This window comes from Bacillus sp. ms-22 (assembly GCF_009759805.1).
GTDB classification, from domain to species: Bacteria; Bacillota; Bacilli; order Bacillales; family Bacillaceae; genus Bacillus; species Bacillus xiamenensis.
In genome coordinates, this window is record NZ_CP046653.1 from 3,428,427 (window position 1) to 3,450,643 (window position 22,217).

Below are 22,217 nucleotides of genomic sequence, written 5' to 3' on the forward strand. Positions count from 1 at the left end.
GATATTTACCGAAATTAACTAATAATAGTTGCGCTTCACCGAAAATAAATGACAAAATACCGCAAAAATTTCATGTTTCCCCTTAATTTTTGCAAATATGACCGAAAATGTAGGAGAGAGGTCTCCTCTCGTGCTCCGCATTTTCTTAAACCTTAAGAACTATATTCCCTAAAACTCTGAATATTTTTACCATAAAAACAACAAAAAAGGAGCTGCCATTTCAAATGACAGCTCCTTGTTTCTTCATTATATTTACATCACCTTAGACAAGCCAATCGTTTTCTCAATAATTAGCAACGCAATGATAGAAATGATAATAAATATGACAGATATCGCATTGACACTAGGATCAAAGGTTTGCTCAATATAATTAAACGTCCTCACTGGAATCGTAATGGTTTGGGGAGAAGAGACGAATAAACTAATCGATATTTCCCCAAATGACGTAACAGCTGAAAACACCCCGCCTGCGATGATTCCTGGCTTGATCAAAGGCAGCGTGATGCGAAAGAATGTGCGTATTGGCCCTGCACCAAGATTCATAGAAGCTAGCTCGAGACGTGGATCAAGATTTGACACACTGACACCCACCGTTCGAACCACATAAGGAAAACCAATGATGACATGACCAATGACTAGCGCCCACAAAGACCCTGTAAAGCCCATAGCCGTAAACAAATAAAGCATAGCAATCCCTAGTACGACCTGAGGAATCATGAGAGGCGACAAAATAAAGGCTTGAATAGCCTCCTTCCCCTTAAAAGAAAGCCTCGCTAAAGCATAAGAAGCCATCGTTCCTAAAAGAACGGTAAGCGGCGTCACAATCACTAGCAGAATCACACTGATGCGCAAAGATTCCATCCATTCCGGGTTTGACACGACCTCATGAAACCAACGAACAGAGAACGAAGTCGGCGGAAATTCAGGAAAGGCATTCGGACTAAAAGCAGAAAGGACAATGACAAGAACAGGTATAGTTAAAAAAAGATACACCAGTGAGCCAGAGGTCCAAATCAGGATCGAAAGCAAGCGGTCTCCTACCGACTTTTTACGCATGCATCCTCGCCTCCCAACGCTTCAATAGATAACTTAATAGACTAACCACCGCGAGTACACAAACCAATAACGTAAAGGACATAGCCGCTGCAAGAGGCAAGTTATATACCTGCATGACCTGCTGATAAATAGACAGAGGCAGCAGCGGCTGCATCCGTCCGCCGACTAACAGCGGGGTAATATAGCTCCCAGCTGCTAATGAGAAGACAATAATGGCTCCAGTGATCATTCCTGGAATGGTCAGTGGTAAAGTCACATGTAAAAAAGTCCGGATACGTCCTGCCCCAAGACTCATAGAAGCCGGCCTTAAATGACGATCCATATCGGTTAAGCTCGTTGCAATAGGCAGTACCGCAAAAGGAAGCATCACTTGAACATACGCAATAATCACCGCATTCATATTCCACAGCATCGATAACGGCTGCTTAATCACATGTAAATCTAATAACATGCCATTGATCAGGCCATTTTGGGAGAGAAGAACGATCCATGCAAATGTCCGAATGACAACACTTGTCAAAAGCGGCGATACAAGTAAGATATAGAAAAATGCCCGCAGTCGTGGGTTGGGTGCCTTGACTAGCACATAAGCTGCGGGATATGCCATCAATAAACAAATCACCGTTGTCTGTAGTGCCACCCATACTGTACTTCCAATTGCTTTCACATATGCATCTGTCGTAAACACATGTATATATTGAGACAAACTATAGGTTTGTAATGTATTCATCATCGAATCAACATCACGAAAACTAAGGACAAGCATCATCACAAGCGGAGCAAGAAGGAATACAACCAGAAACAAACAAGCTGGCAGCAGCATAAACCAATGGAATCGTTGATTCTTTTTTTTGATTCGCATCACGTATGCACCTTCGAATCTAAGAACACGATATCTTCAGGCTGCCAATGAATATGCACGGTTTCTCCAACTTCAGGCAGATGAGGAAATGCTGCATCTGATGCATGGACAATGATTTCACCTTTATCAAGCCGCACAACCAAACGTAAAGAGTGCCCGATATAACTAACATCCGCTAAAACCCCTGTGACATGGTTTGGCTGAGCTTCCTCCCGCACAGAAGATATGCTGATTCTCTCAGGACGCAGCATGAGTAAATGCTTCTTTCTCTTCTCTTTATCCCCCTCAGCCTTCAACTGGACAGGCTGCCCGTTTGACTGAGTGAAATGTGGAACAATATACGTGGAACTAGCTTCATCATACTCCGCCTCAAATAGATTGACCTGCCCGATAAATTCAGCGACAAATCGATTATTTGGCTGGCGATATACCTCTAAAGGCGTCCCAATCTGCTGAATTCTTCCCTCACCTAATATCCCAATTCGGTCTGAGAGACTTAAGGCTTCTTCCTGATCATGAGTCACGAGAATGGTCGTAATTCCTACATTTCGTTGAATATTTCGAAGCTCCGACTGCATATTTTTTCTTAGCTTTGCATCTAGGTTACTAAGCGGTTCATCCAGAAGGAGAACGGACGGCTGAATGGCAAGCGCCCGGGCAATTGCCACCCGCTGCTGCTGACCACCACTTAATTGGTGCGGCATACGTTTGGCAAACGAGTCTAATTGAACAAGCGACAAACTCTCCATGACCTTTTGCTTGATTTCCGCCTTCTTTTTCTTTTGAACCTTTAACCCGTATGCCACATTATCAAATACGGTGAGATGTGGGAAAAGTGCATAGCTTTGAAACACCATGCCTGTTTTCCTTTGATAAGGCGGTAAAGTCGTCACATCCTGATCACCAATATAGACGACGCCTTTTGTCGGTTCTAAAAACCCGCCAATGATATTGAGTAAAGTTGATTTTCCACAGCCACTAGGACCAAGAAGGGAGAAAAACTCTCCCTCTTTCACCGTAAGACTGACATCACGAAGAGCAATCTGTTCGCCGAAATGCTGGCTGATATGTTCTAAATTGATTCCACTCATGCGATCACCTATTTTCCTCCACCTAAAACTTCGTTCCAGCGATTTGTCCACTGACCAAGCTCCGAAGTCGCTGTTTCGTAATCTACCCAAGTCAGCTTGCTATAATAATTCTCGCCAACCTTCACTTTCCCCTTAATCTTGTCCCCATATTTCACATCAGAATTCGACATGCCATAGTAAGATTTTTCAGAGAAAACCTCCTGAGCTTCTTTTCCACTTAAGTAGTTTAATAGCTTATAAGCCGCGTCCTCATGCTGACTTCCCTTCGTTAACGCCCAGCTCGCTACAGCTGCTACAGCGCCTTCTTTCGGATAAGAGAACCCAATATTCATTCCTTCTTCTTCAAGTGCAAATGCTCGACCATCCCAATACGGAACTGCCGTAACGTCACCACGTTCTAACAACGTTTGAATAGACCCTGGGTTATCTGGAAAAGCAGCTACATGCCCTTTTAATTGTGCTAGACTTTTAAATGCTTTATCAATATCCTTCGGGTTTGATTCTGTCCCTCCTTGAGCGTGGACAAGTGCAGAGAAAAATTGCAAGCCAGCTGCATAGGTCGGAGAAGAAATAGCTATCTTCCCTTTCAGCTGATTGCTCCATAGGTCTGTCCAGCTGTTCGGTTCCTGCTTGACAAGGTCTTTTCTATAAGCGATCCCTAGCTGCCCCATACTAAAGCCTGCTGCATATTGTTTTCCATCAACAGTGAGTTTCTTTTGAACAGAACGATAAAGCTTCTTCACATTCGGTGCTTTATTTTCGTCAATAGGCGAAAGAACGTTTGCTGCAATCCCTCTTTGAATCGTATCAGGCTGTAAAATAAGCAGATCATACGGTGGATTTTTACCATTTGATGCTTTTAATTTTGTAAACCATTCAGAATCTGCTCCAGAGACCGTTTGAACTTTAATTCCTGTATCTTTTTCAAACTTTTCAAGGATTGGCTTGATATTCTTTTCCCAATCCCCGCCATAGACACCAACGATCACAGTTTGCTGTTGTTTACTTTGATCCTGCCCGTTCCCACCGCATGCCGCCAGCAGTAAAACCATTGATAAAATCCCTGCAAATATAGTGATTAATCTTCTGTTCATGATTCATTTCCCCCTTTTTGTTGGTTCAATTGACGAAGTGCCTGAATAATATCCATCTTTGTTAACGGTTCATGTCTATGACTGAAATGGGAGTGAACCGCATGTTTATAGTGCGTACGTTCATTCGCTGGGTATGAACGTAGCTGCACAGCAAGTTCACTGCTGGCTTCGTCCGTCCATACCTTCTCATAAACTGCTCTTTGCTCTCCAAAATCCCATAAGGCAGCCTCGGCATCATTCACCCTTTCGCGAAGCCTGCTGGTCTGCTCTTCGTCGATCTTCCATTCATTATGGTCTAGATAGACTTTGACGCCATATTGCTGCAGTGCTCTTTCTTCACTTAAAAGCCCTGCTTCCACTTCCTGAAGGACTTTTTCTTTCTTCCTAGCAAATGGATTCCCCCAGCCGCCTCCGCTTGGTGAAATCAATTGAACAATATCGCCTTTTTCAAGTCGCATGACATCAATTTTTGGCTGGTCTTGTTTTTCCCCATTTGGTTTGGTCAGTTTTACCTCACCAACTGCTCCTGCTTTGCCGCCCATTAATCCCCAAGGCTGAAACTTCATTCGTTCCATTCCTCGTGCTGTCACCATAGATTCAGGCTTGATCATTTCAAATGCTAAGCCAATTGCATGTCCTCCTCTATATTCCCCCGCTCCACCTGTGTTCGGCAGCAGCTCATATCGGTGTACATGGATATCAATATGCTGTTCCAAGCTCTCAATCGGTGTATTCTTTAAAAAGCCTGACGAATGATCAATGCCATCTACTCCATCCGTCCCTTTTTGAGCACCACCGCCTCCGCCTAACGGTTCGACAACAGACATTTTCCTGCCTCCTGTTTGATCATCAGGAACAGAGAGAACAACAATGGCAGATTGACCTGCACCTGCTGCTGGCACTGCCTCAGGCAACAGCTTGCCAATAGCTCCTAGCACGACATTGTACAGCCTCATTGTAATGGAATGCCGAATACCGACAGAAGCTGGATACTCTGGATGCACAAGCGTTCCTTTAGGAGAAATCACGTTTATCGGATACGTAATACCACCATTAATCGGAATAAATGGATCTTTGCTAATAATGTAATTAATTAATCCTTGATATAAAAAGGAATGCTTTTGACCATTGGTGACAAGATTAAAGGCCGTCTTTACTTGCGGGTCACACTCAGAGAAATCCAGTGTCAGCTGTTTCCCTTTGACCGTCAGCTTGATTTTTAATCGGATCGGCACGTCCGAAATCATATCATCATCTAAGTAATCGGCAAATTCACTCGTTCCATCTGGAATGGCTTCAATTACTTTTCCTGCACGATCTTCGGCTTGCTTGAGCAGGTCCATCATTCCTTGTTTCACTTCGTTCTTTCCAAATTTCTCAATCATTTCTTTTAATCGAACATCTGCTGTATTGACTGCTGCAATCATCGCATTGATATCCCCATCATTTAAATGACTGGCCCGGCTGTTGGCTCTTAAAAAGGTCCGAACCACCTGATTCTCTTTTCCGCCTTCATAAATTTTCACTGGCGGAATTCTTAATCCTTCTTGATGAACATCGGTTGCAGTCGGAGAAATACTTGAAGGCACAAGGCCCCCAACATCACTTACATGGACAAAAGACCAAGCATAGCTCACAATTTCATCTTCTATAAAAATAGGTTTTATGATATGAACATCTGGCAGATGAGTCGCTAAACCGTCTGTAGTATAAGGATCATTTGTGATGATAATATCTCCAGGCTGCATCGGTCCGCTTTCTTCAATCGCCTTTTTGAGACTCAGCCCTAAAAAGATCGTCACACCGACTGTCTTCGGATAGACAAAGAAATCTCCAGAAGGCGTGGCTAATGCTGTCGCAAAATCAGCAGATTCTTTTACAAATGTCGTAAATGACGTCCGCTCAATGACATGTCCCATACCTGATGCAATCGCATTAAAATAACTGCGCATCATCTCAAGCTTTGCTGGATCAGTTCTCATGTAAAGCTGCCTCCCTAGAAATCACTAAGTTTCCTGAATGGTCTATGTTGCCGGACCATTTTGGCAAAATCAATGTTGTCGTATCATCTTGCTCAATGATAGCAGGTCCTTTCACGTTAGAACCTACTGACAGAGTACCCCGGTTGTAAACGGCTGCTTCGTACTCTTTTTCTTCTATAAAAATACGTCTATATTCATATGGTTCCAAAGGTTGCACACCGCTTTCATGAACAGACGAGAAAGGCAACTGTGGTGTCTCTCCTATGACTCGAACCCGTAAATGAGTAAACTCAATATTCGCCTGATCATCTCGATGGCCATATTGACGTTTATGCAGATTGTGGAATGCTTCAGTGAGTTGATGAATGTCTTGTTCTTGCTTCAGCCAATCCGCCGATAATGGCAATTCAATCTCAAATGCCTGCCCTTGATAGCGTGCGTCAGCCAATAACAGAATGGACGTCTCTTTGATATGTTGGATGTTTTGCTGACTAAACCAATCCTCCGCTTTACGCGAAAGCATGTCATAATCTTGTTTTAATTGGTCAATTGTATAGTCTTGCAGGCATATTTTCTTAGACAAAACAGCATCGTGAATAAAATCAGCTGTTAGAGCACCTAACGCACATAATGTACCAGGACTTGGAGGAACAACCACATTTTTTGCATGAATTTCTCTCGCAAGGAAATTTGCCACAACAGGACCTGCCCCGCCAAACGCCAGCAAACTAAAATCTCTAGGATCAAACCCTTGCTGCTCCATGACATTGCTTAGTTCCGTGTACATATTGGCTACAGCCACTTGAATCAGCTGGTCAGCCGCCTGTTCGACCGTTTTATGAAGCTGATCAGCGATTGGCTGAAAGGCCATTTCCGCTGCAGACCGCTGCAATTGTAAATGTCCCCCGGCAAAACGATCTTGATTGAGGTAACCGCATATGAGGAACGCATCAGTTAAAGCGGCTTTCTTCCCCTTTCCATAAGAAGCAGGTCCAGGCTGCGAGCCAACTGATTCCGGTCCTGCTTTAAGAAGCCCGCCTTGGTCAAGCCATGCGACAGAACCTCCGCCAGCCCCTATCGAATACATTGCAACAGATGGAAGAATGATCGGAAATCCTGAAAGCTGATTCGATTGAGCCATTGTAGGCTGCCCATTTTGAATGATCGAGATATCTGCACTTGTGCCACCAACATCAAACGTAATTAAATTGGGTTCATTTGCAGAAGTTGCAATTCTCGCCGCACCAATTACACCAGCTGCCGGGCCAGAAAAAAGGGTTTTAACGGGTGAAGTGGCTGCACTTTCTGCATCCATTAACCCACCATTTGATTGGGTAATGTATGGAGAAATTGGGACACCTTCTTGTTTCAAGCGGCTTTTCAAGGTTTGTAAATACTGTTTCACCTTTGGTTGAATGTACAAATTAACAACAGACATCACTGTCCGCTCATATTCCCTCATTTGGGGCCATAGTTCAGATGAAGTCAGGACTTCTAACTGCGGGTAATGGTGATTGATATAGGCTTTTGCTTGTAATTCATGAACTGGATTTTGATAACTATGTAAAAAAGAAATGACAATACCTGCTAGCTTTTTAGACATGACCTGCTGGACAGCATCATCTAATTGCTGCAGATGGAGAGGTTTTTTGATCGAACCATCGTGTATCAACCTTTCAGAAATTGGATATACATGCTTCCGTGGTATCAATGGTTCTGGCAATCGAGAATTGAAATCATAAGGGATGGGTAGACGTAAACGCTGTAATGACAAAATATCTTGAAAACCTTCCGTCACAAAAAGGGCTAAATCTGCTCCCTTTCTCTGCAATAATGTATTAAGACCTATTGTCATCCCGTGTACAAGATATTGGATTTTGGATAAATCGACACCTCTTTCTTTTAGAAGATTCAGCCCATTGATAATTCCTTGAGCTGGGTCATCTGTCACTGTAGGTGTCTTGAGTTCAGTCAGCTCCCCTGTTGCTTCATTCATCAGCGATAAATCAGTAAATGTTCCACCTATGTCTATTCCGAGCCGATAAGAGACATCCGCCATTTGTACTTCCCTCCTGCAATGTAAATGGAATCATATTTTGATAAATTACAACATTTTTTTGATATTTGACTCCATATTATTAAAGCATATCGGTCTAGTCAATTTTATTTTTCTAAAATTTCTGTGTGTTAAAATCTTGAAATTAGCCCAAAAACCAATGATAAAGCCGTTCTGCATCAGCATAATCATTTTATGAGCAGCCAAATTAAATTTTTTATGCTTTCTATCCAAATATGAAATGGGGAAAAACGGTAAAAAACGTTTTTCGAATTTTAAAAGACGTTTTTTCAAAACGAGGAGAAATTGGTAAGTAATTCTGCTATACTCTGTTTACAAAATACGCAAAAAAGAAAGAGAGCCAGCATCTATGAAACTTCTTAAAACCATTCTCCTGCTTTTATTGATTGTCATTGGTGTAGCAACAGGCTATATCCAGCTGGAGCAAAGTAAACAAGAGACAACAGACTCTTCTTATGACAAAACCATTCACTTTCCATCAGATCGTTATCCAGAAACAGCCAAGCACATAGAAGAGGCAATTGATGAAGGTCATTCTTCCATTTGTACGATTGATCGAGAAAATAGTGATGAGCAGAGAGACCGATCACTGCATGGCATCCCAACAAAGCATGGATATGATCGAGACGAATGGCCAATGGCAATGTGTAAAGAAGGAGGAACAGGCGCTTCTGTGAAATATGTGCGTCCATCAGATAACAGAGGCGCAGGCTCTTGGGTAAGTCATCAATTATCCGATGATCCTGATGGCACAAGAATCCAATTTATTATTGATTAGCACCATTTTTATCTTCTGTATCAAAAAAATTTCGTGTAAGTGCATGCAGGTATATCAAACATTTTTTTTATGCCGATAATCCTTAAGGAGGGATACCCTACCTTATACCTAAAGGAGTCAAAAAGCATGCAGAAAAAGGGAAAACTGAGGCTTGGTGCCAAAATAATGCTGATCTTTTTAACTGTGCTCATCGTATTTTCAGCGGTTGTTGGTTATGTGGTGAATCGCGAAATGACAGAGAACATTAAGCAAATGGCCACAGAAAAAGCAAAAGGTGATTTAAAACTAGGCTACGCTTATTTAAACGAAAAGATTGCGGGCTCATGGCAGATAAAAGATGACAAGCTTTACAAAGGCGATACGAAAATCAATGACTCTAACGCATTGGTTGATCAATTAGCTAAATATACTGGTGATACAATCACGATTTTCCAAGGAAATACCCGTGTTGCCACGAATGTCATGTTAAACGGAAAACGAGCTGTAGGGACAGAAGTCTCACCTGAAGTCAAAGCCGCTGTTTTAGATAAAGGAGAACATTATTACGGCACAGCAAATGTTGCGGGGAAAGACTACCAAACGGCTTATATGCCAATCAAAAATGATTCAGGTGAAACGATTGGTATTTTTTACACCGGTGCCAATCAAAGCATGATTTCACAAATGCTTCAGTCGTTCTTTATTCAATTTCTCATTGTCCTGCTGCTAAGTTTAATTGTTTCAGTTATCATTATTTCTATTTTCACAAAACGGATTCAGAAACGCCTCAAACACATGGCATCTGCTATTAAGAGTGCGGGAGAAGGAAATTTGACAATCAATGTGACAGATCACACAGGGGATGAACTTTCTGAACTAGCCGATCATTTTAATAAGATGCGGGAGAAATTAAATCAAACCATTTTAAATGTCATGAAAACATCTGAATTAGTGGCCACCTCTTCAGAACAGCTTTCAGCTAGCGCAGAAGAAACGAGTGCAGCATCAGAAAAAATCACTCACACCATTCAAGAGGTTGCGCAATCGTCTGAACAGCAAGCCCTTCAAATGACAGCAAGTGAACACACGATGAGACAAGTATCAAACGAACTTGAAAATATCACTGAAAATGCGGGACAAATGGCGACAAGAAGTCAATTCGCACAAGAAATGGCCCAAAAAGGGGTACAGAATATTGGTGAAGTCAACTCACAAATGACATCAATTGCAAAATCAATTGAAGAAAATGGCACAGCGATTCAAGCGCTGGAAACACGTTCAGTCGAAATTGATCATATTTCCAAAGTCATTACAGACATCGCCAACCAAACAAACCTTCTTGCTCTTAATGCGGCTATTGAGGCAGCACGAGCAGGTGAACACGGAAAAGGTTTTGCCGTTGTGGCAGACGAAGTAAGAAAGCTTGCAGAAGAATCTCAAACGTCATCCAACATGATTTCTCACCTCATTTCTGAAATTCAAAAAGAGATGAATCATTCGACGAGTGCAATCAAACGAGTGAGGGAGGAAGCGGCTCAAGGGGCTGTTCTTATTTCTCATACAGAGGAATCATTTATTGATATTCAGCGGTCAATGAGGGAAATGGCAGATGGCATTAAACATTTATCAAGTGCATCACAAAAAATCGCAGCTTATACAACTGATGCGAAACAGTCCTTTGCCTCTATCACAGAAGGCGTTAAACTGACGAGCGAACATTCACAGCAAGTAGCCGGTTTAACAGAAGAACAATTTGCAGCAATGGAAGAAGTAACAGCTTCATCAGAAGCTCTTGCCCATTTAGCAGGAGACTTACAAGAAATGGTGTCACAATTTCACATCTAGATCCCTCAACACAGGAGCGCAAGACGGCGACAATCGTCTTGCTGCCTAACATTCTCTTCAAGAATCTTTTCTTTCAAACATTCACCTTTCGACGTTAACGCTAGCTAACAACATCCATTAATAAAGGAGTTTGATATGATGAATGATTTAAACAAAACCTATTCCCTCTCTATTTCTTATCATCAAATCACGGTATACACAGGAAGCGAAACACCACCTGTTATTGATTGGACAGATGATGCGATTCAACAAGGATTCGCAACTGGAGATCAAGGAATTTCCTTTGAAGGCATTAACAACGGAAAGGCTTCTATTGTCGTGACATTAAATAGCCATGAGACTCCATCTTCCGTCGATAGAGCCATCACAGTGCCATTTACACATACAAGCGGCCACGTTTATCTTACAAGCGTCATGGCACAGGTACTGTCTTTCTCCATACCAAAAGGAGACTATCAGCTCACCTGCTATTATACCTCTCAACAACCTGATCAAGATCTCTATTGCTTTGATTTTCGGAGTGCGTAAGTCACAATTTGTCGAACTGATCAAACCACTTTTCCGCAAAATCTACCGATTCTCTCATCGGCAGTAAATACGAATGGGCGAGCCCGATTTGACCATGATGATGAGTACATCCTGAATGTAAAAAATCACGACCAATTTCTTCAAATAATTCTTCTCTTGTAATGATATCTGGATACTCTTTCCATACTCTCCACCCTTTTTCTAACATAGGAGCCCCTCGAGTCATGAGGTCTTGCTGAGGAATTCGATATTCAGCTAGGTGGAAGGCTGTATGGCTCTCAAATGACGTACCAGCCAATAGTACGTTTGCATCAAGATCGTACATACGTCCAAGAGGCGAGGCTTCTCCTAAACCATAAGCAAGCCTATGGTGTTTCAAAATGTCATGTTTCTTTTTCCCCCAGGCTGTGAAAGAAAAATGAGGATGATTACTTCTCTCTACGCCTGGGTATTTCCAAAATGTTTCTGCTATCTTTCCCATTGCTGTTGGAGCCGTGTAGGCCGGATCAAATGCAGGCATCGTATCTTTGATCGATTTCCACCAAGAATAAGGAACAGGCGGATCAATCCAATCAGCGGGATCAGACAGCTCTAACGTTTGTGCCGGCATAATCAGTGTGCCTTCTTCTGTTAAGGTTTCCATTAATGCTTGTATGACGGCTACAGCACCCCCATTCACCCAGCCCATAGATGATAAGGATGAGTGGACACATAAGATCATGCCCTTCTTCACACCAAGTTGAACCAAGTCTGCTTTGATTCTTTCCTTTGTGATCGGTTCAGCTTGATTTTCGATTAATTTTCGCATCGTTTATTTCCTCCTGCGTCTCTTCTATTACTGATGAATGAGACGTTTAACCGCGATCGACAATTTATAATTTGCGTAATTTGTTAGCTCCGTTAAAAACTGATCAAGCTCATCATGACTGGAGAAATGTCCTTCGGCCATATAACAGCCGTCTCCACTTATTTTAAACAGGTTCTTGATTTCTTCCTTTTGGTGAAGAAACGACAGGAGCAGTTCGTGATGATGACTTTTGGTATAGAGCTGCATAAATGTCTGAATGGTCTGCTGTGTCCGCCAGTCAATCGAAATGGTATAGGCTTCAATGACACCTTCTTCTTCTAGCTTTAACACACGATTTGCAACTGCTTGACCGGTTAAATGAACTTTTTCACCAAGTGCTTTCATCGTCAATCGACTATTCTTTGAGAGTTCATTTAAAATGGCCATATCTGTTTGGTCTAGCATTGGATCACCACTTTCAAAAATCAAGTCCTTCTGCTGAAAGACTTTCATCCCCCTCTGTCACATGAGGCTCTTTTAATATACTGTAAAATTACTTAGAAAAAAAGGAGGCCTTTTTGATGAAAATAACGCTCATTCGTCAAGCTACTTTATACCTTCAATATGGTCAATCCACTTTCTTGATTGATCCATTTTTAGCAAGAAAGGGAACATACCCGCCGTTTCCGCATACAGCCAATCAACATTTAAACAATCCAATTGTCGAGCTGCCTGCAAACATTGATTTGGACAAGATGTTACAGCCGGATGCTGTCCTGCTCACTCATTTACACGTGGATCACTTTGACGACGAAGCAAAAAAGAAATTAGCTCAAGAGCTGCCTATCTATACTCAATCGGAGAAAGATCGAAAAGAAGTCGAAGAAGCTGGCTTTCAGCATGTCACATGTATTGAAGATGAAATCAATATTTTGGGTGTTCATATTAAACGTACAGGCGGACAGCATGGGACAGGTGATACCGCAAAACGGATGGGACAAGTGAGCGGTTTTGTTTTCTCTCACCTGGATGAGCCCACTCTTTATATTGCAGGTGATACCATTTGGTGTGATGAGCCGAAAGAAGTTGTGAATACATGTCAGCCAGATGTTATTGTGGTCAATAGTGGGGCTGCCCAATTTCTAGAGGGCGATCCGATTACAATGACAAAGGAAGAGGTCGTGGACATTCACTATTCCCAGCCAAATGCTCAAATTGTCGCCTGTCATCTTGAGGCTGTGAATCATTGTTTATTAACAAGAGCTGCATTAAAAGCTTACATTCAAGAACATCATGCAGAACAATCTATTTTTGTCCCTAATGATGGTGAGACCCTGACCTTTTAAAAAGGCTCTATAAACAATAAAAAAACCGGCACCTCGCTGCCGGTTTCATCATTATGGTCGATGGTGCTGTGGTTTTTTCAGCAATGGAACAAACCCGTTATTTTTTAAGTGATTGTAATGTTCATCCATTCGTTTCGTGATATGCGTGCCTTGTTCCTTTGTTAACACACCATATTGAACATATTTCTTAATCACTTCTTTTCGTTTAGAAAGAATTTGCTGCTCAAGCACTTCAATTTGTTTTTGTTGTTCTGTCGTTAATTTTACTTGCTGCGTGACCGGACGCTTTTCCATTTGGGGTGTTTCGCCATGAGCTGTCTCCACTTGAAAGCCAAATAATAACAGCATCATAGATAACATGATGAAGACTCTTCTTTTTTTCATCTCTGTGTTCCCTCCTTTATTGAATGTTATTTTGCACGCACTTTCCTTTTTTATACATTATTTCACGTCATCAAATTGAGCATAATATTCTTACTTTTTTGCTTTTCGTCTGAAAACGTTGTCCTAACTGAAAAAGCGTGCTATGTTTTGTTTTGTATAAAAAATAGAGGAGGATTCTTAAATGAGTCGTTTTTATCATAGAAAACCTATATGGGTGCTGCTTGTTGCGTCTGCTCTCATGCTTGTCATGTCTGCTTGCAGTCAATCAGGCTCATCTCAGTCTGGAGAATCAAAGTGGGATCAGATTCAAAAGAAAGGAAAAATCGTGGTTGCTACTTCAGGCACCCTTTATCCTACGTCATACCATGATACATCTAACGGCAAGGATCAATTGACTGGCTATGAAGTTGAAGTTGTCAAAGAAGCCTTTAAACGCCTTGACGTGAAAGTAGAATTTAAAGAAATGGGCTATGATGGTATGCTGAGCGCCATTAATTCTGGTCAAGTGGATGCCGCTGCAAATGATATCGACATCACAGATGACAGGAAGGATAAGTTCGCCTTTTCGACTCCTTATAAATATTCCTACGGAACGGCTATCGTACGGAAAGATGATTTGTCTGGTATTAAGACACTAAAGGATTTAAAAGGAAAGAAAGCAGCTGGTGCTGCAACAACGATTTATATGGATGTCGCTCGTAAATACGGTGCAAAAGAAGTCATTTATGATAATGCCACAAACGAGCAATACTTAAAGGATGTCGCGAACGGCCGAACAGATGTCATTCTGAATGACTACTACTTGCAAACACTCGCTCTTGCTGCATTCCCTAAATTAAATATTACGATTCACCCTGACTTAAAATACATGCCAAATGAACAAGGGTTTGTCATGAAAAAAGACAATACAGAGCTTCAGAAAGAATTGAATCGTGTCTTAAAAGACATGAAAAACGACGGAACAATGAAAAAGATTTCAGAGAAATTCTTTAATCATGCTGACGTCTCAAAAAAAATTGATGTTGATGTCGAAGATGTCGACATTTCTAAATAAGGAGCCGCAGCCGTGGGAGATATTCATTTCGAATATATCTTTAATCCTGCACTAGCAAAGGCGTCGTTTCCATTTGTCATGAAAGGCATCTGGCTGACGCTGCTCATTTCCTTTGTGAGCATGTTTTTTGGAACCATTCTCGGCTTTTTTATTGCCCTTGCCAGAATGGCAAATTCGTGGGTGCTTCGACTGCCTGCCCGGCTGTATATCTCATTTATGCGCGGGGTTCCCATACTGGTGATTTTATTTATCCTTTATTTCGGATTCCCTTACATCGGTATTGAGTTTACAGCTGTCACTGCTGCTATTATTGGGTTCAGCTTCAATAGTGCTGCATATATTGCAGAAATCAACCGGGCGGCTCTCTCCTCTGTTCCAAATGGTCAGGTGGAAGCCGCCAAATCACTTGGTCTCAGCTATTGGCAAACGATGCGCGGGGTCATTCTGCCTCAATCCGTTCGCATTGCACTGCCGCCGTTGACCAATGTCATGCTCGACTTAATCAAAGCCTCCTCCCTAGCGGCGATGATTACTGTACCAGAGCTTTTCCAGCAAGCCAAAATCGTGGGTGGACGAGAATTCGATTATATGACCATGTATATTTTGGTCGCATTGATTTACTGGGGCATTTGCAGTGTCGTCTCATTGCTGCAAGACTTTTTGGAAAAACGCTATGCTAAATATTTATAACAAAAAAGAGAGCAGTTCCAATGGATCTGCTCTCTTTTTCCTTTAATGGATCAGCCATAACCACACATATAACCCCAATAAAGTGATCATTAGAGTCGGTATGGTCAGAATGATTCCAGCTTTCATATAGGCGCCCCAAGAGATATGGACTCCCTTTTTCTTCAAGACATGAAGCCACAGCAATGTCGCCAATGAGCCGATTGGGGTCATTTTCGGGCCAAGGTTTGAGCCGATGACATTGGCATAAATGAGTCCGTCTCTCATCACACCTGCTGCATCGGTATGACCGATGGCAATCGCATCAATTAAAACGGTTGGAAGATTGTTCATCACAGAGGACAGCACTGCGGCCAGAACCCCCATAAACATCGTTCCTGCAAGCAAGCCATGCGATGCCCCTTGTTCAATCCAAGCTGCTAATATTTCTGTTAGGCCAACATTCTTCAAGCCATAGACGACGACATACATGCCGACTGAGAAGAACACAATGGACCACGGTGCTTCCTTGATGACTCGTTTTGTCGCCACTTGCGGACTCCTTTTCGCCAGCCACAAGAAAGCAAGGGCAATGCCTCCTACAATAATTGACACCGGAATGCCAACCAATTCCCCGGCAAAATAACCAACGAGCAACAACCCTAACACATACCAAGACAAGCGGAACATGCGCAGATCACGAATGGCTGACGCTGGCTCCTTCGCCTGTGACAAATCGTATGTTTTCGGGATGAGCTTTCGGTAAAACACATAAAGCACAAGCATACTCGCCCCAAGTGACACAAGGTTTGGCACGAACATGTTCGCCGTATATTCTAGAAAGCCAATATGAAAATAATCAGCTGATACGATATTGACCAAGTTACTAATGACAAATGGCAAGGACGTCGTATCTGCAATAAAGCCGCTCGCCATCACAAATGGGAGCACCATACGTTCATCCAACTTTAATGCTCTCACCACAGATAAAACGATCGGAGTTAAAATGAGTGCCGCTCCATCGTTGGCAAAAAAAGCGGCTACCACAGCGCCGAGTAATGTTAAATAAATAAACATGCGGACACCGTTTCCTTTTGCGGCTTTTGCCATATGCAGTGCCGCCCATTCAAAAAATCCGATTTCATCTAAAATTAACGAAATGATGATAATCCCAATAAATGCAAAAGTGGCATTCCAGACAATTTGTGTGACTTCCCACACATCGCCCAAATGAACCACGCCAAAGGCAAGAGCAAGAATGGCTCCCCCACATGCTGACCATCCAATGGTTAAACGTCCTGGCTGCCAAATGACAAGGACGAGGGTCATGATGAAAATCAAAATGGCCAAGGTGACTGATCCCAAAGGTGGCCCTCCTTTCAAATCTTTATCTATCATACAACGAAACGCAGCAATTGTATGCCTCTTTTACAGCTCGCATGAAAATCGAAAATCCGCAGGTGATTCCGTGCACCTGCGGATTCTACGTTTATTGATCTTTCTTCATCAGCATCAATTCAATAAATAACTCACACCGCTGGCTAAAATGACTCAAATCAATCGAAGTCATATCAAAGATTTGTTTCATTCGATAGTTTAATGTATTTTGATGAATAAACAGCTGTTCTGCTGCTGGCTTTAGCTTGCAATTATTCAATAAGTAAACCTCAAGGGTTTTTAAAAAAGAGGTCTGGCTGCCACGGTCTTTTTCCTTCAAACGTAACAAATCTGGATTGAAGTCGTTTTTCTTTTTTTGGTGGCTGTAAATCGAGTCTAAGAAACGAAAGACACCCAGATGCTCGTAATCATACGGAATCAATTCCTGCCCCCCGACAATTTTTACAGCCTTCACTACCTCTATCGCTTCAAATCGACTTGTACTCATTTTCATGACATCTCGATATTCTCTTCCCATCCCAATATACAAAGGGGACGAATGTGAATGCGTTTTCGATTGAAGATGAGCGATGACATCGGCGGCAGTCGCTTTCGGTGAATGACGGTCTGACAGACTGCCTAATATGACAACAATATCTGCTTGCACCGAATAGACGTGATTGACCTTATCTTCTAGCTGCAAATAGGTTCTAATCACATCCTTCACATCTTCTGCCGTCTCACTTTTGTTATCGGCGGCATGAACAACCATCACAGTAAAGACAGCTGGAAGCGGAATGCTTAAGTTCTCGGCTTCCCATTTCAGCTCTTCTTCTGTATAAAAATGATCATCCATGACCTTTTTGAAAAATTCTTCAATCTTGCCTTCCTTTTTCTCCAGCTGTTTCTTATTTTTATAAATGACTTTTCCAACCTGAAAGGATGCCTCGTGTAAAAATTGCAGCTCCTCCTGAGAGAGGGAATCCTCAATGTCCTGCACCCAAATAAACCCCACAACCTCTTGTTTATGCTTGGCACTCACAGCCACCCGTCGATTAAATCCGAGCTCCTCATGACCATTCACATAAAAAGGATTTGAATCTGTGTACAGCTGCTGAATCACTCCTGTTTTCTTTAACCAATCGACCACAGCTCCCGGACATTCCTTTGAGAAAATCGTTTGCTGGTTGACTGGGTCGAACTGCTGGATGCTGTAAGAATTATAGGCAAGCAACTGACATTCAGTACTTTCTAAAATGACCGGTTTTTTTAAATAACCACTAATAAATGCAATTAATTTATCGACATCAAAAAATGTATGAAGCTTTTCTAATATCTCTTCCATCCCGATTGCTCCCTGAATAAGTGATACATTTATCATACTTCTTTCCAGTCAGATTTGTATAGAAGCAAGTCGCAGGCAGATAAAAAAAGCATGAACCCGCCTGCACAGGTTCATGCTTTTCCATATTAAAACATTTCACTAATCGTTTTGGCCTGCATGTGCAGCGCAAGGTAATCTGGGCCGCCTGCTTTTGAATCTGTTCCTGACATTTTGAAGCCGCCAAATGGGTGGTACCCCACGATAGCTCCTGTACAGTTACGGTTAAAGTAGAGATTCCCCACATGGAACTCCTGCTTCGCACGGTTGATGTGGTCACGGTTATTTGTAATGACCGCACCGGTTAAACCGTATTCCGTGTTGTTGGCTACTTCAAGTGCCTCATCAAAGCTTGAGACTTTTGAGAAAGCTAGGACAGGTCCAAAGATTTCTTCTTGCATCAAGCGAGATGTTGGCTCAAGATCTGCAAAAATAGTTGGGTGGATGAAGTAGCCTTCTGAATCATCACTCGTTCCGCCCGTGACTAAGCGACCTTCCTGCTTGCCAATCTCGATATACTCTGTGATCTTGTCAAAGGAAGCCTGATCAATGACCGGTCCCATGTAGACATCAGCCGATAGCGGATTGGCTGTTGTTTTCGTTTCAGTGATTTCCTTCACTCGCTCGATCACTTGGTCATACAGCTTCTCGTGGACAACAGCACGAGATCCAGCCGAACATTTCTGACCTGAGAAACCGAAGGCTGATGTGAAAATGGCGTTCGCTGCAAGTTCAACATCTGCATCCTCGTCTACAACCACAGTATCCTTACCGCCCATTTCAGCAATGACACGCTTTAAATGCTGCTGTCCTGGCTGCACTTTTGCCGCACGTTCAAAAATACGTGTCCCTACTTCTCTTGATCCAGTGAATGTAATGAGGCTTGTTTTCGGATGATCCACTAAGTAATCTCCCACCTCTGCTCCGCTTCCTGGTACAAAGTTGACAACACCTTTTGGAAGACCTGCTTGCTCAAGTTCTTCCACAAAGCGGGCCGCAATAACAGGCGTCGCACTAGCTGGCTTTAATACGACTGTATTTCCTGTAACGATTGGTGCTACGGTTGTTCCTGCCATAATTGCGAACAAGAAGTTCCACGGCGGAATAACGAGCGTCACGCCAGTTGGTGTGTACACATATTGATTGCGTTCTCCCTCGCGGCTGTTCACAGGTTTGCCTTTCGCCAGCTCCAGCATTTGACGGGCATAATACTCTAGGAAGTCGATTGCTTCTGCTGTATCTGCATCCGCTTCATTCCAAGGCTTCCCTGCTTCTTTTACAAGAAGGGCTGAATACTCATGCTTTTTACGGCGAATGCTTGCCGCAGCACGGAATAAAACGCCGGCTCTTTCTTCTGGAGACGTGTAGCGCCATGTTTCAAATGCTTTTGCCGCAGCTTGAATCGCTTGTTCTGCCTCTTCCTTTCCGGCCTTCGATACCGTGCCAACGACTTCTTCCTTCTTCGCCGGATTGATTGAGACAATCTTGTCTTTCGTTTCGATTCTCTCTCCATTAATCACAAGCGGATAGGTTTGGCCAAGAGATTCGGTTACTTTGGCTAATGCTTGTTCAAACGCTTGGCGATTTTCTTCCTGGCTAAAATCCGTAAATGGTTCATGCTTGTAAGGTGTTGTCATCTTTGTCACGCTCCCGTTTCAAATTATTTTCTCGTCATCCCTTTTAAAGCAAATGCAATGTTTGCCGGTCGTTCTGCAAGACGTCTCATGTAGTAGCCATACCACTCTCGTCCATACGGGGTATAGATCCTCATTTGATAGCCTTCTTTCACAAGCACTTGCTGCGTTTCTGATCTCATGCCATACAGCATTTGAAATTCAAACTGATCTGTCCGTATATTGTGTTTTTTCACAATATGTTTCGTAAACTCGATCATTTGATCATCATGTGTCGCAATAGCTGTATAGTTCCCCGAGAGTAATTGCTTTTCGATCAGCTTCTTGTAATTCTGATCGACGTCTTTTTTGTTTGGAAACGCCACTTCAGCGGATTCCTTATAGGCACCCTTGACAAGTCTTAAAAATGGCTGCAGCTCATTTAGGTCATCAAGATCCTTTTCTGTTCTGTACAAATACGCCTGCAAGACCGTACTGACATACTCATATTGAGATTTCATCTCTTTGAAGATGTCTAGCGTTTTTTGACAGCGCTGTTCATCCTCCATGTCAATTGTCACCATAATACGGTGTTTCTCCGCCGTATCTAAAATGCTTTTCATATTGCGATACACAAGGTCATCGTCAATATCTAAGCCAAGTGACGTCATTTTGAGTGATACGTGGGAATTGAGTTTTTCCTCTGCAATCCGTTGAATGGTTTGAATACATTCATTCGTCCGCTCATTTGCAATCTCTGCCTTTGTGACAAATTCACCAAGGTGATCGACTGTTACAGCCATACCTTGATCATTTAATCGTTTGATGACAGGGATAGCACTCTCAAAATCCTTCCCCCCGATGATCTTCTTTGATGCAACAGCACTTCCCCAATTACGAGCAATATGGTTCAAGAGACTGCTCTTTGACAAAAACAAGAAGAAATTTCTTGTGACCGACTCCATAAAGGGCACCTCCCACTCTTTGTAAGCTATGTCTTTATTGTAAGGCTCATGAGCTGTCCGCTACAATATTTGAAGATGACAAAAATTCTGACTTTTTTTGTGGTTTTATCACAATACGAGATCAAAAAGAGCCTGCCGCTAACCGGCTGGCTCTTCCACGCTTACGCCCACACCTCATCAAGGGTAGACTGCAATAACTCATTTAATTCTTCAGTGAGATCGTCTTTCGGCTGATTGTAGCTTTTCACCAATTCATGAAAACGAGCTAGCTCTTTGTCGATAAATGGGTGGACATGCACAAGGCGGTCCTCTAAATCCATTTCTTCTCCGTCCATTTTGCGTTTGAGCAGCTCATGAATTTCAGCTAAAAGTGGTCCATCCTCCACAAGCTCCTTGAGCAGTTCATGAAAGTCCATAGGCGGAACCGTCCGGTAGCGTTCAATCCATTGACAGGCAAGCAGCGGACGAAGCACATAGAAATATTTCTTAATTCGCACCTGCTCTCCTCGTAAATGCCGGCTTTCATTTCGCTTCGCCATATTGAGGTAATGATACATCAATGCTGCTGGATAAAAGGCTCGATCTTTTAATTCTCTCAGCTGCTTGGCCAAAGAGAAGGATTCAGCATAGATGATGTCAGAAGACAGCCATTCGATAATGGATGGATTCGATTGATTGAATAAACGCAGCGCCTTTCGCAGCTCCCAGCCGCTAATATCAAGCGCATCGTCAATGGGCAGCTCGATCACATCACGATGTTCTTCCATCGACCAATACCATTCCTTCCGAGGAACATAGATAAACCGAACATCATAATCACTGTCAGTTGAAGGAAATCCCCATGCCCTGCTGCCCGATTCAACAGCGAGACAAATCTTTACGTGATATGTTTCTTCGATGATTTTCAACTCTGCCTTGATTCTCTCTCTCAACATCGATCAACTCTTTCTATAGAATTCTGCATGACTTCTTCACCTTTTGGGAAAATACGAATAAGACATATATGAAAAAGGAGTTGGACCTCATGTCTATATCTCGCATCATGAAATGGATAACTGGAATTTTTGAAGCCTGCCTTGCCATCCCAGTGATTGGAGGACTATTTGTTATCAGCAATGGCTATACACCGCTCATGGTCATGCTTATTCTGCATATTATCACACTCGTCTTATCGAAGCGAGACCAAGGACCAATGATTGGGAGTATCATCGGAATTGTGACATCCTGCCTCGCCTGGATTCCGATTCTCGGATTCATCCTTCATATCATCACAGCTCTTGTCCTCATCATTACTGCATTAGTGCCTGATGAAAAAACAAGACAGAACACGAGTTATTAAACAAAGAGGCCCT

General features: G+C 42.6%; 21 protein-coding genes. 7 read left to right on the plus strand and 14 right to left on the minus strand.

The features are described from left to right. Positions 1-252: 252 nt before the first annotated feature. From GPA07_RS17610 to GPA07_RS17635, 6 genes are read right to left on the minus strand one after another with little or no spacing between them, the layout of a single operon-like run. On the minus strand, positions 253-1,056 hold the full coding sequence (locus tag GPA07_RS17610) for an ABC transporter permease (protein ID WP_071168109.1): 804 nt from the start codon (positions 1,054-1,056) through the stop codon (positions 253-255). Then, positions 1,049-1,918 carry an ABC transporter permease gene (locus GPA07_RS17615; RefSeq protein ID WP_008359509.1) on the minus strand — a complete coding sequence of 290 codons (870 nt, stop codon included), beginning with the start codon at positions 1,916-1,918 and terminating at the stop codon, positions 1,049-1,051. The genes GPA07_RS17610 and GPA07_RS17615 overlap by 8 nt, the downstream gene beginning before the upstream one ends. After that, the gene (locus tag GPA07_RS17620; RefSeq protein ID WP_008359507.1) at positions 1,918-3,009 is read right to left on the minus strand and encodes an ABC transporter ATP-binding protein; all 1,092 of its coding nucleotides are present in this window, start codon (positions 3,007-3,009) and stop codon (positions 1,918-1,920) included. Before GPA07_RS17620 ends, GPA07_RS17615 begins: the two co-directional genes overlap by 1 nt. 8 nt (positions 3,010-3,017) lie before the next feature. Continuing rightward, positions 3,018-4,103 carry an ABC transporter substrate-binding protein gene (locus tag GPA07_RS17625; RefSeq protein WP_071168110.1) on the minus strand — a complete coding sequence of 362 codons (1,086 nt, stop codon included), beginning with the start codon at positions 4,101-4,103 and terminating at the stop codon, positions 3,018-3,020. Next, positions 4,100-6,085, minus strand: coding sequence for a hydantoinase B/oxoprolinase family protein (locus GPA07_RS17630; RefSeq protein ID WP_008359503.1), 1,986 nt, complete (start codon positions 6,083-6,085; stop codon positions 4,100-4,102). Before GPA07_RS17630 ends, GPA07_RS17625 begins: the two co-directional genes overlap by 4 nt. Further along, on the minus strand, positions 6,075-8,144 hold the full coding sequence (locus tag GPA07_RS17635; RefSeq protein WP_157293075.1) for a hydantoinase/oxoprolinase family protein: 2,070 nt from the start codon (positions 8,142-8,144) through the stop codon (positions 6,075-6,077). Before GPA07_RS17635 ends, GPA07_RS17630 begins: the two co-directional genes overlap by 11 nt. A gap of 367 nt (positions 8,145-8,511) precedes the next feature. Here GPA07_RS17635 and GPA07_RS17640 point away from each other — a divergent pair, with 367 nt between their 5' ends. The 3 genes from GPA07_RS17640 (at position 8,512) to comJ (ending at position 11,292) form a co-directional block, all read left to right on the plus strand. Beyond that, positions 8,512-8,940 carry a NucA/NucB deoxyribonuclease domain-containing protein gene (locus GPA07_RS17640; protein WP_071168113.1) on the plus strand — a complete coding sequence of 143 codons (429 nt, stop codon included), beginning with the start codon at positions 8,512-8,514 and terminating at the stop codon, positions 8,938-8,940. A 126-nt stretch (positions 8,941-9,066) separates the two neighbouring features. Further along, positions 9,067-10,764, plus strand: a complete 1,698-nt coding sequence (locus GPA07_RS17645; protein ID WP_071168114.1) for a methyl-accepting chemotaxis protein — start codon at positions 9,067-9,069, stop codon at positions 10,762-10,764. Positions 10,765-10,902: 138 nt separating this feature from the next. Then, positions 10,903-11,292 carry a competence protein ComJ gene (gene comJ, locus GPA07_RS17650; RefSeq protein ID WP_008359494.1) on the plus strand — a complete coding sequence of 130 codons (390 nt, stop codon included), beginning with the start codon at positions 10,903-10,905 and terminating at the stop codon, positions 11,290-11,292. A 1-nt stretch (position 11,293) separates the two neighbouring features. Here comJ and GPA07_RS17655 read toward each other — a convergent pair whose 3' ends face one another. Beyond that, complete coding sequence (locus GPA07_RS17655) at positions 11,294-12,100, minus strand: AAC(3) family N-acetyltransferase (protein ID WP_157293076.1); 807 nt, start codon at positions 12,098-12,100, stop codon at positions 11,294-11,296. A 27-nt stretch (positions 12,101-12,127) separates the two neighbouring features. Continuing rightward, positions 12,128-12,592 carry an Lrp/AsnC family transcriptional regulator gene (locus GPA07_RS17660; protein WP_083381094.1) on the minus strand — a complete coding sequence of 155 codons (465 nt, stop codon included), beginning with the start codon at positions 12,590-12,592 and terminating at the stop codon, positions 12,128-12,130. A 68-nt stretch (positions 12,593-12,660) separates the two neighbouring features. Between GPA07_RS17660 and GPA07_RS17665 the strand changes: the two genes are divergently transcribed. After that, positions 12,661-13,425, plus strand: a complete 765-nt coding sequence (locus tag GPA07_RS17665) for an MBL fold metallo-hydrolase (RefSeq protein WP_008359488.1) — start codon at positions 12,661-12,663, stop codon at positions 13,423-13,425. A 51-nt stretch (positions 13,426-13,476) separates the two neighbouring features. Here GPA07_RS17665 and GPA07_RS17670 read toward each other — a convergent pair whose 3' ends face one another. After that, positions 13,477-13,809 (minus strand): YckD family protein, encoded by a 333-nt coding sequence (locus GPA07_RS17670; protein ID WP_008359487.1) that lies wholly within the window; start codon positions 13,807-13,809, stop codon positions 13,477-13,479. 238 nt (positions 13,810-14,047) lie between these two features. Between GPA07_RS17670 and GPA07_RS17675 the strand changes: the two genes are divergently transcribed. Further along, a complete protein-coding gene (locus GPA07_RS17675) occupies positions 14,048-14,863 on the plus strand; it encodes a transporter substrate-binding domain-containing protein (protein WP_406566834.1) in 816 nt (271 codons plus the stop codon). 12 nt (positions 14,864-14,875) lie between these two features. Beyond that, the gene (locus GPA07_RS17680) at positions 14,876-15,553 is read left to right on the plus strand and encodes an amino acid ABC transporter permease (protein WP_008359484.1); all 678 of its coding nucleotides are present in this window, start codon (positions 14,876-14,878) and stop codon (positions 15,551-15,553) included. A gap of 42 nt (positions 15,554-15,595) precedes the next feature. Here the strand turns inward: GPA07_RS17680 and GPA07_RS17685 are convergent, their stop codons facing one another. From GPA07_RS17685 to GPA07_RS17705, 5 genes are all read right to left on the minus strand, one after another. After that, positions 15,596-16,894 carry an arsenic transporter gene (locus GPA07_RS17685; protein WP_071168118.1) on the minus strand — a complete coding sequence of 433 codons (1,299 nt, stop codon included), beginning with the start codon at positions 16,892-16,894 and terminating at the stop codon, positions 15,596-15,598. Positions 16,895-17,018: 124 nt separating this feature from the next. After that, positions 17,019-18,251, minus strand: a complete 1,233-nt coding sequence (locus tag GPA07_RS17690) for a PucR family transcriptional regulator (protein WP_157293077.1) — start codon at positions 18,249-18,251, stop codon at positions 17,019-17,021. Between the two features lie 125 nt (positions 18,252-18,376). Next, positions 18,377-19,924 (minus strand): L-glutamate gamma-semialdehyde dehydrogenase, encoded by a 1,548-nt coding sequence (gene pruA / locus GPA07_RS17695; protein WP_008359478.1) that lies wholly within the window; start codon positions 19,922-19,924, stop codon positions 18,377-18,379. Between the two features lie 23 nt (positions 19,925-19,947). Further along, positions 19,948-20,865, minus strand: coding sequence for a proline dehydrogenase family protein (locus GPA07_RS17700; protein WP_157293078.1), 918 nt, complete (start codon positions 20,863-20,865; stop codon positions 19,948-19,950). 161 nt (positions 20,866-21,026) lie between these two features. Next, positions 21,027-21,797 carry a nucleotidyltransferase domain-containing protein gene (locus tag GPA07_RS17705; protein ID WP_232532174.1) on the minus strand — a complete coding sequence of 257 codons (771 nt, stop codon included), beginning with the start codon at positions 21,795-21,797 and terminating at the stop codon, positions 21,027-21,029. A gap of 92 nt (positions 21,798-21,889) precedes the next feature. Between GPA07_RS17705 and GPA07_RS17710 the strand changes: the two genes are divergently transcribed. Beyond that, entirely contained in the window at positions 21,890-22,204 is a 315-nt protein-coding gene (locus GPA07_RS17710; protein ID WP_008359470.1) for a hypothetical protein, read from the plus strand. Positions 22,205-22,217: the final 13 nt, after the last annotated feature.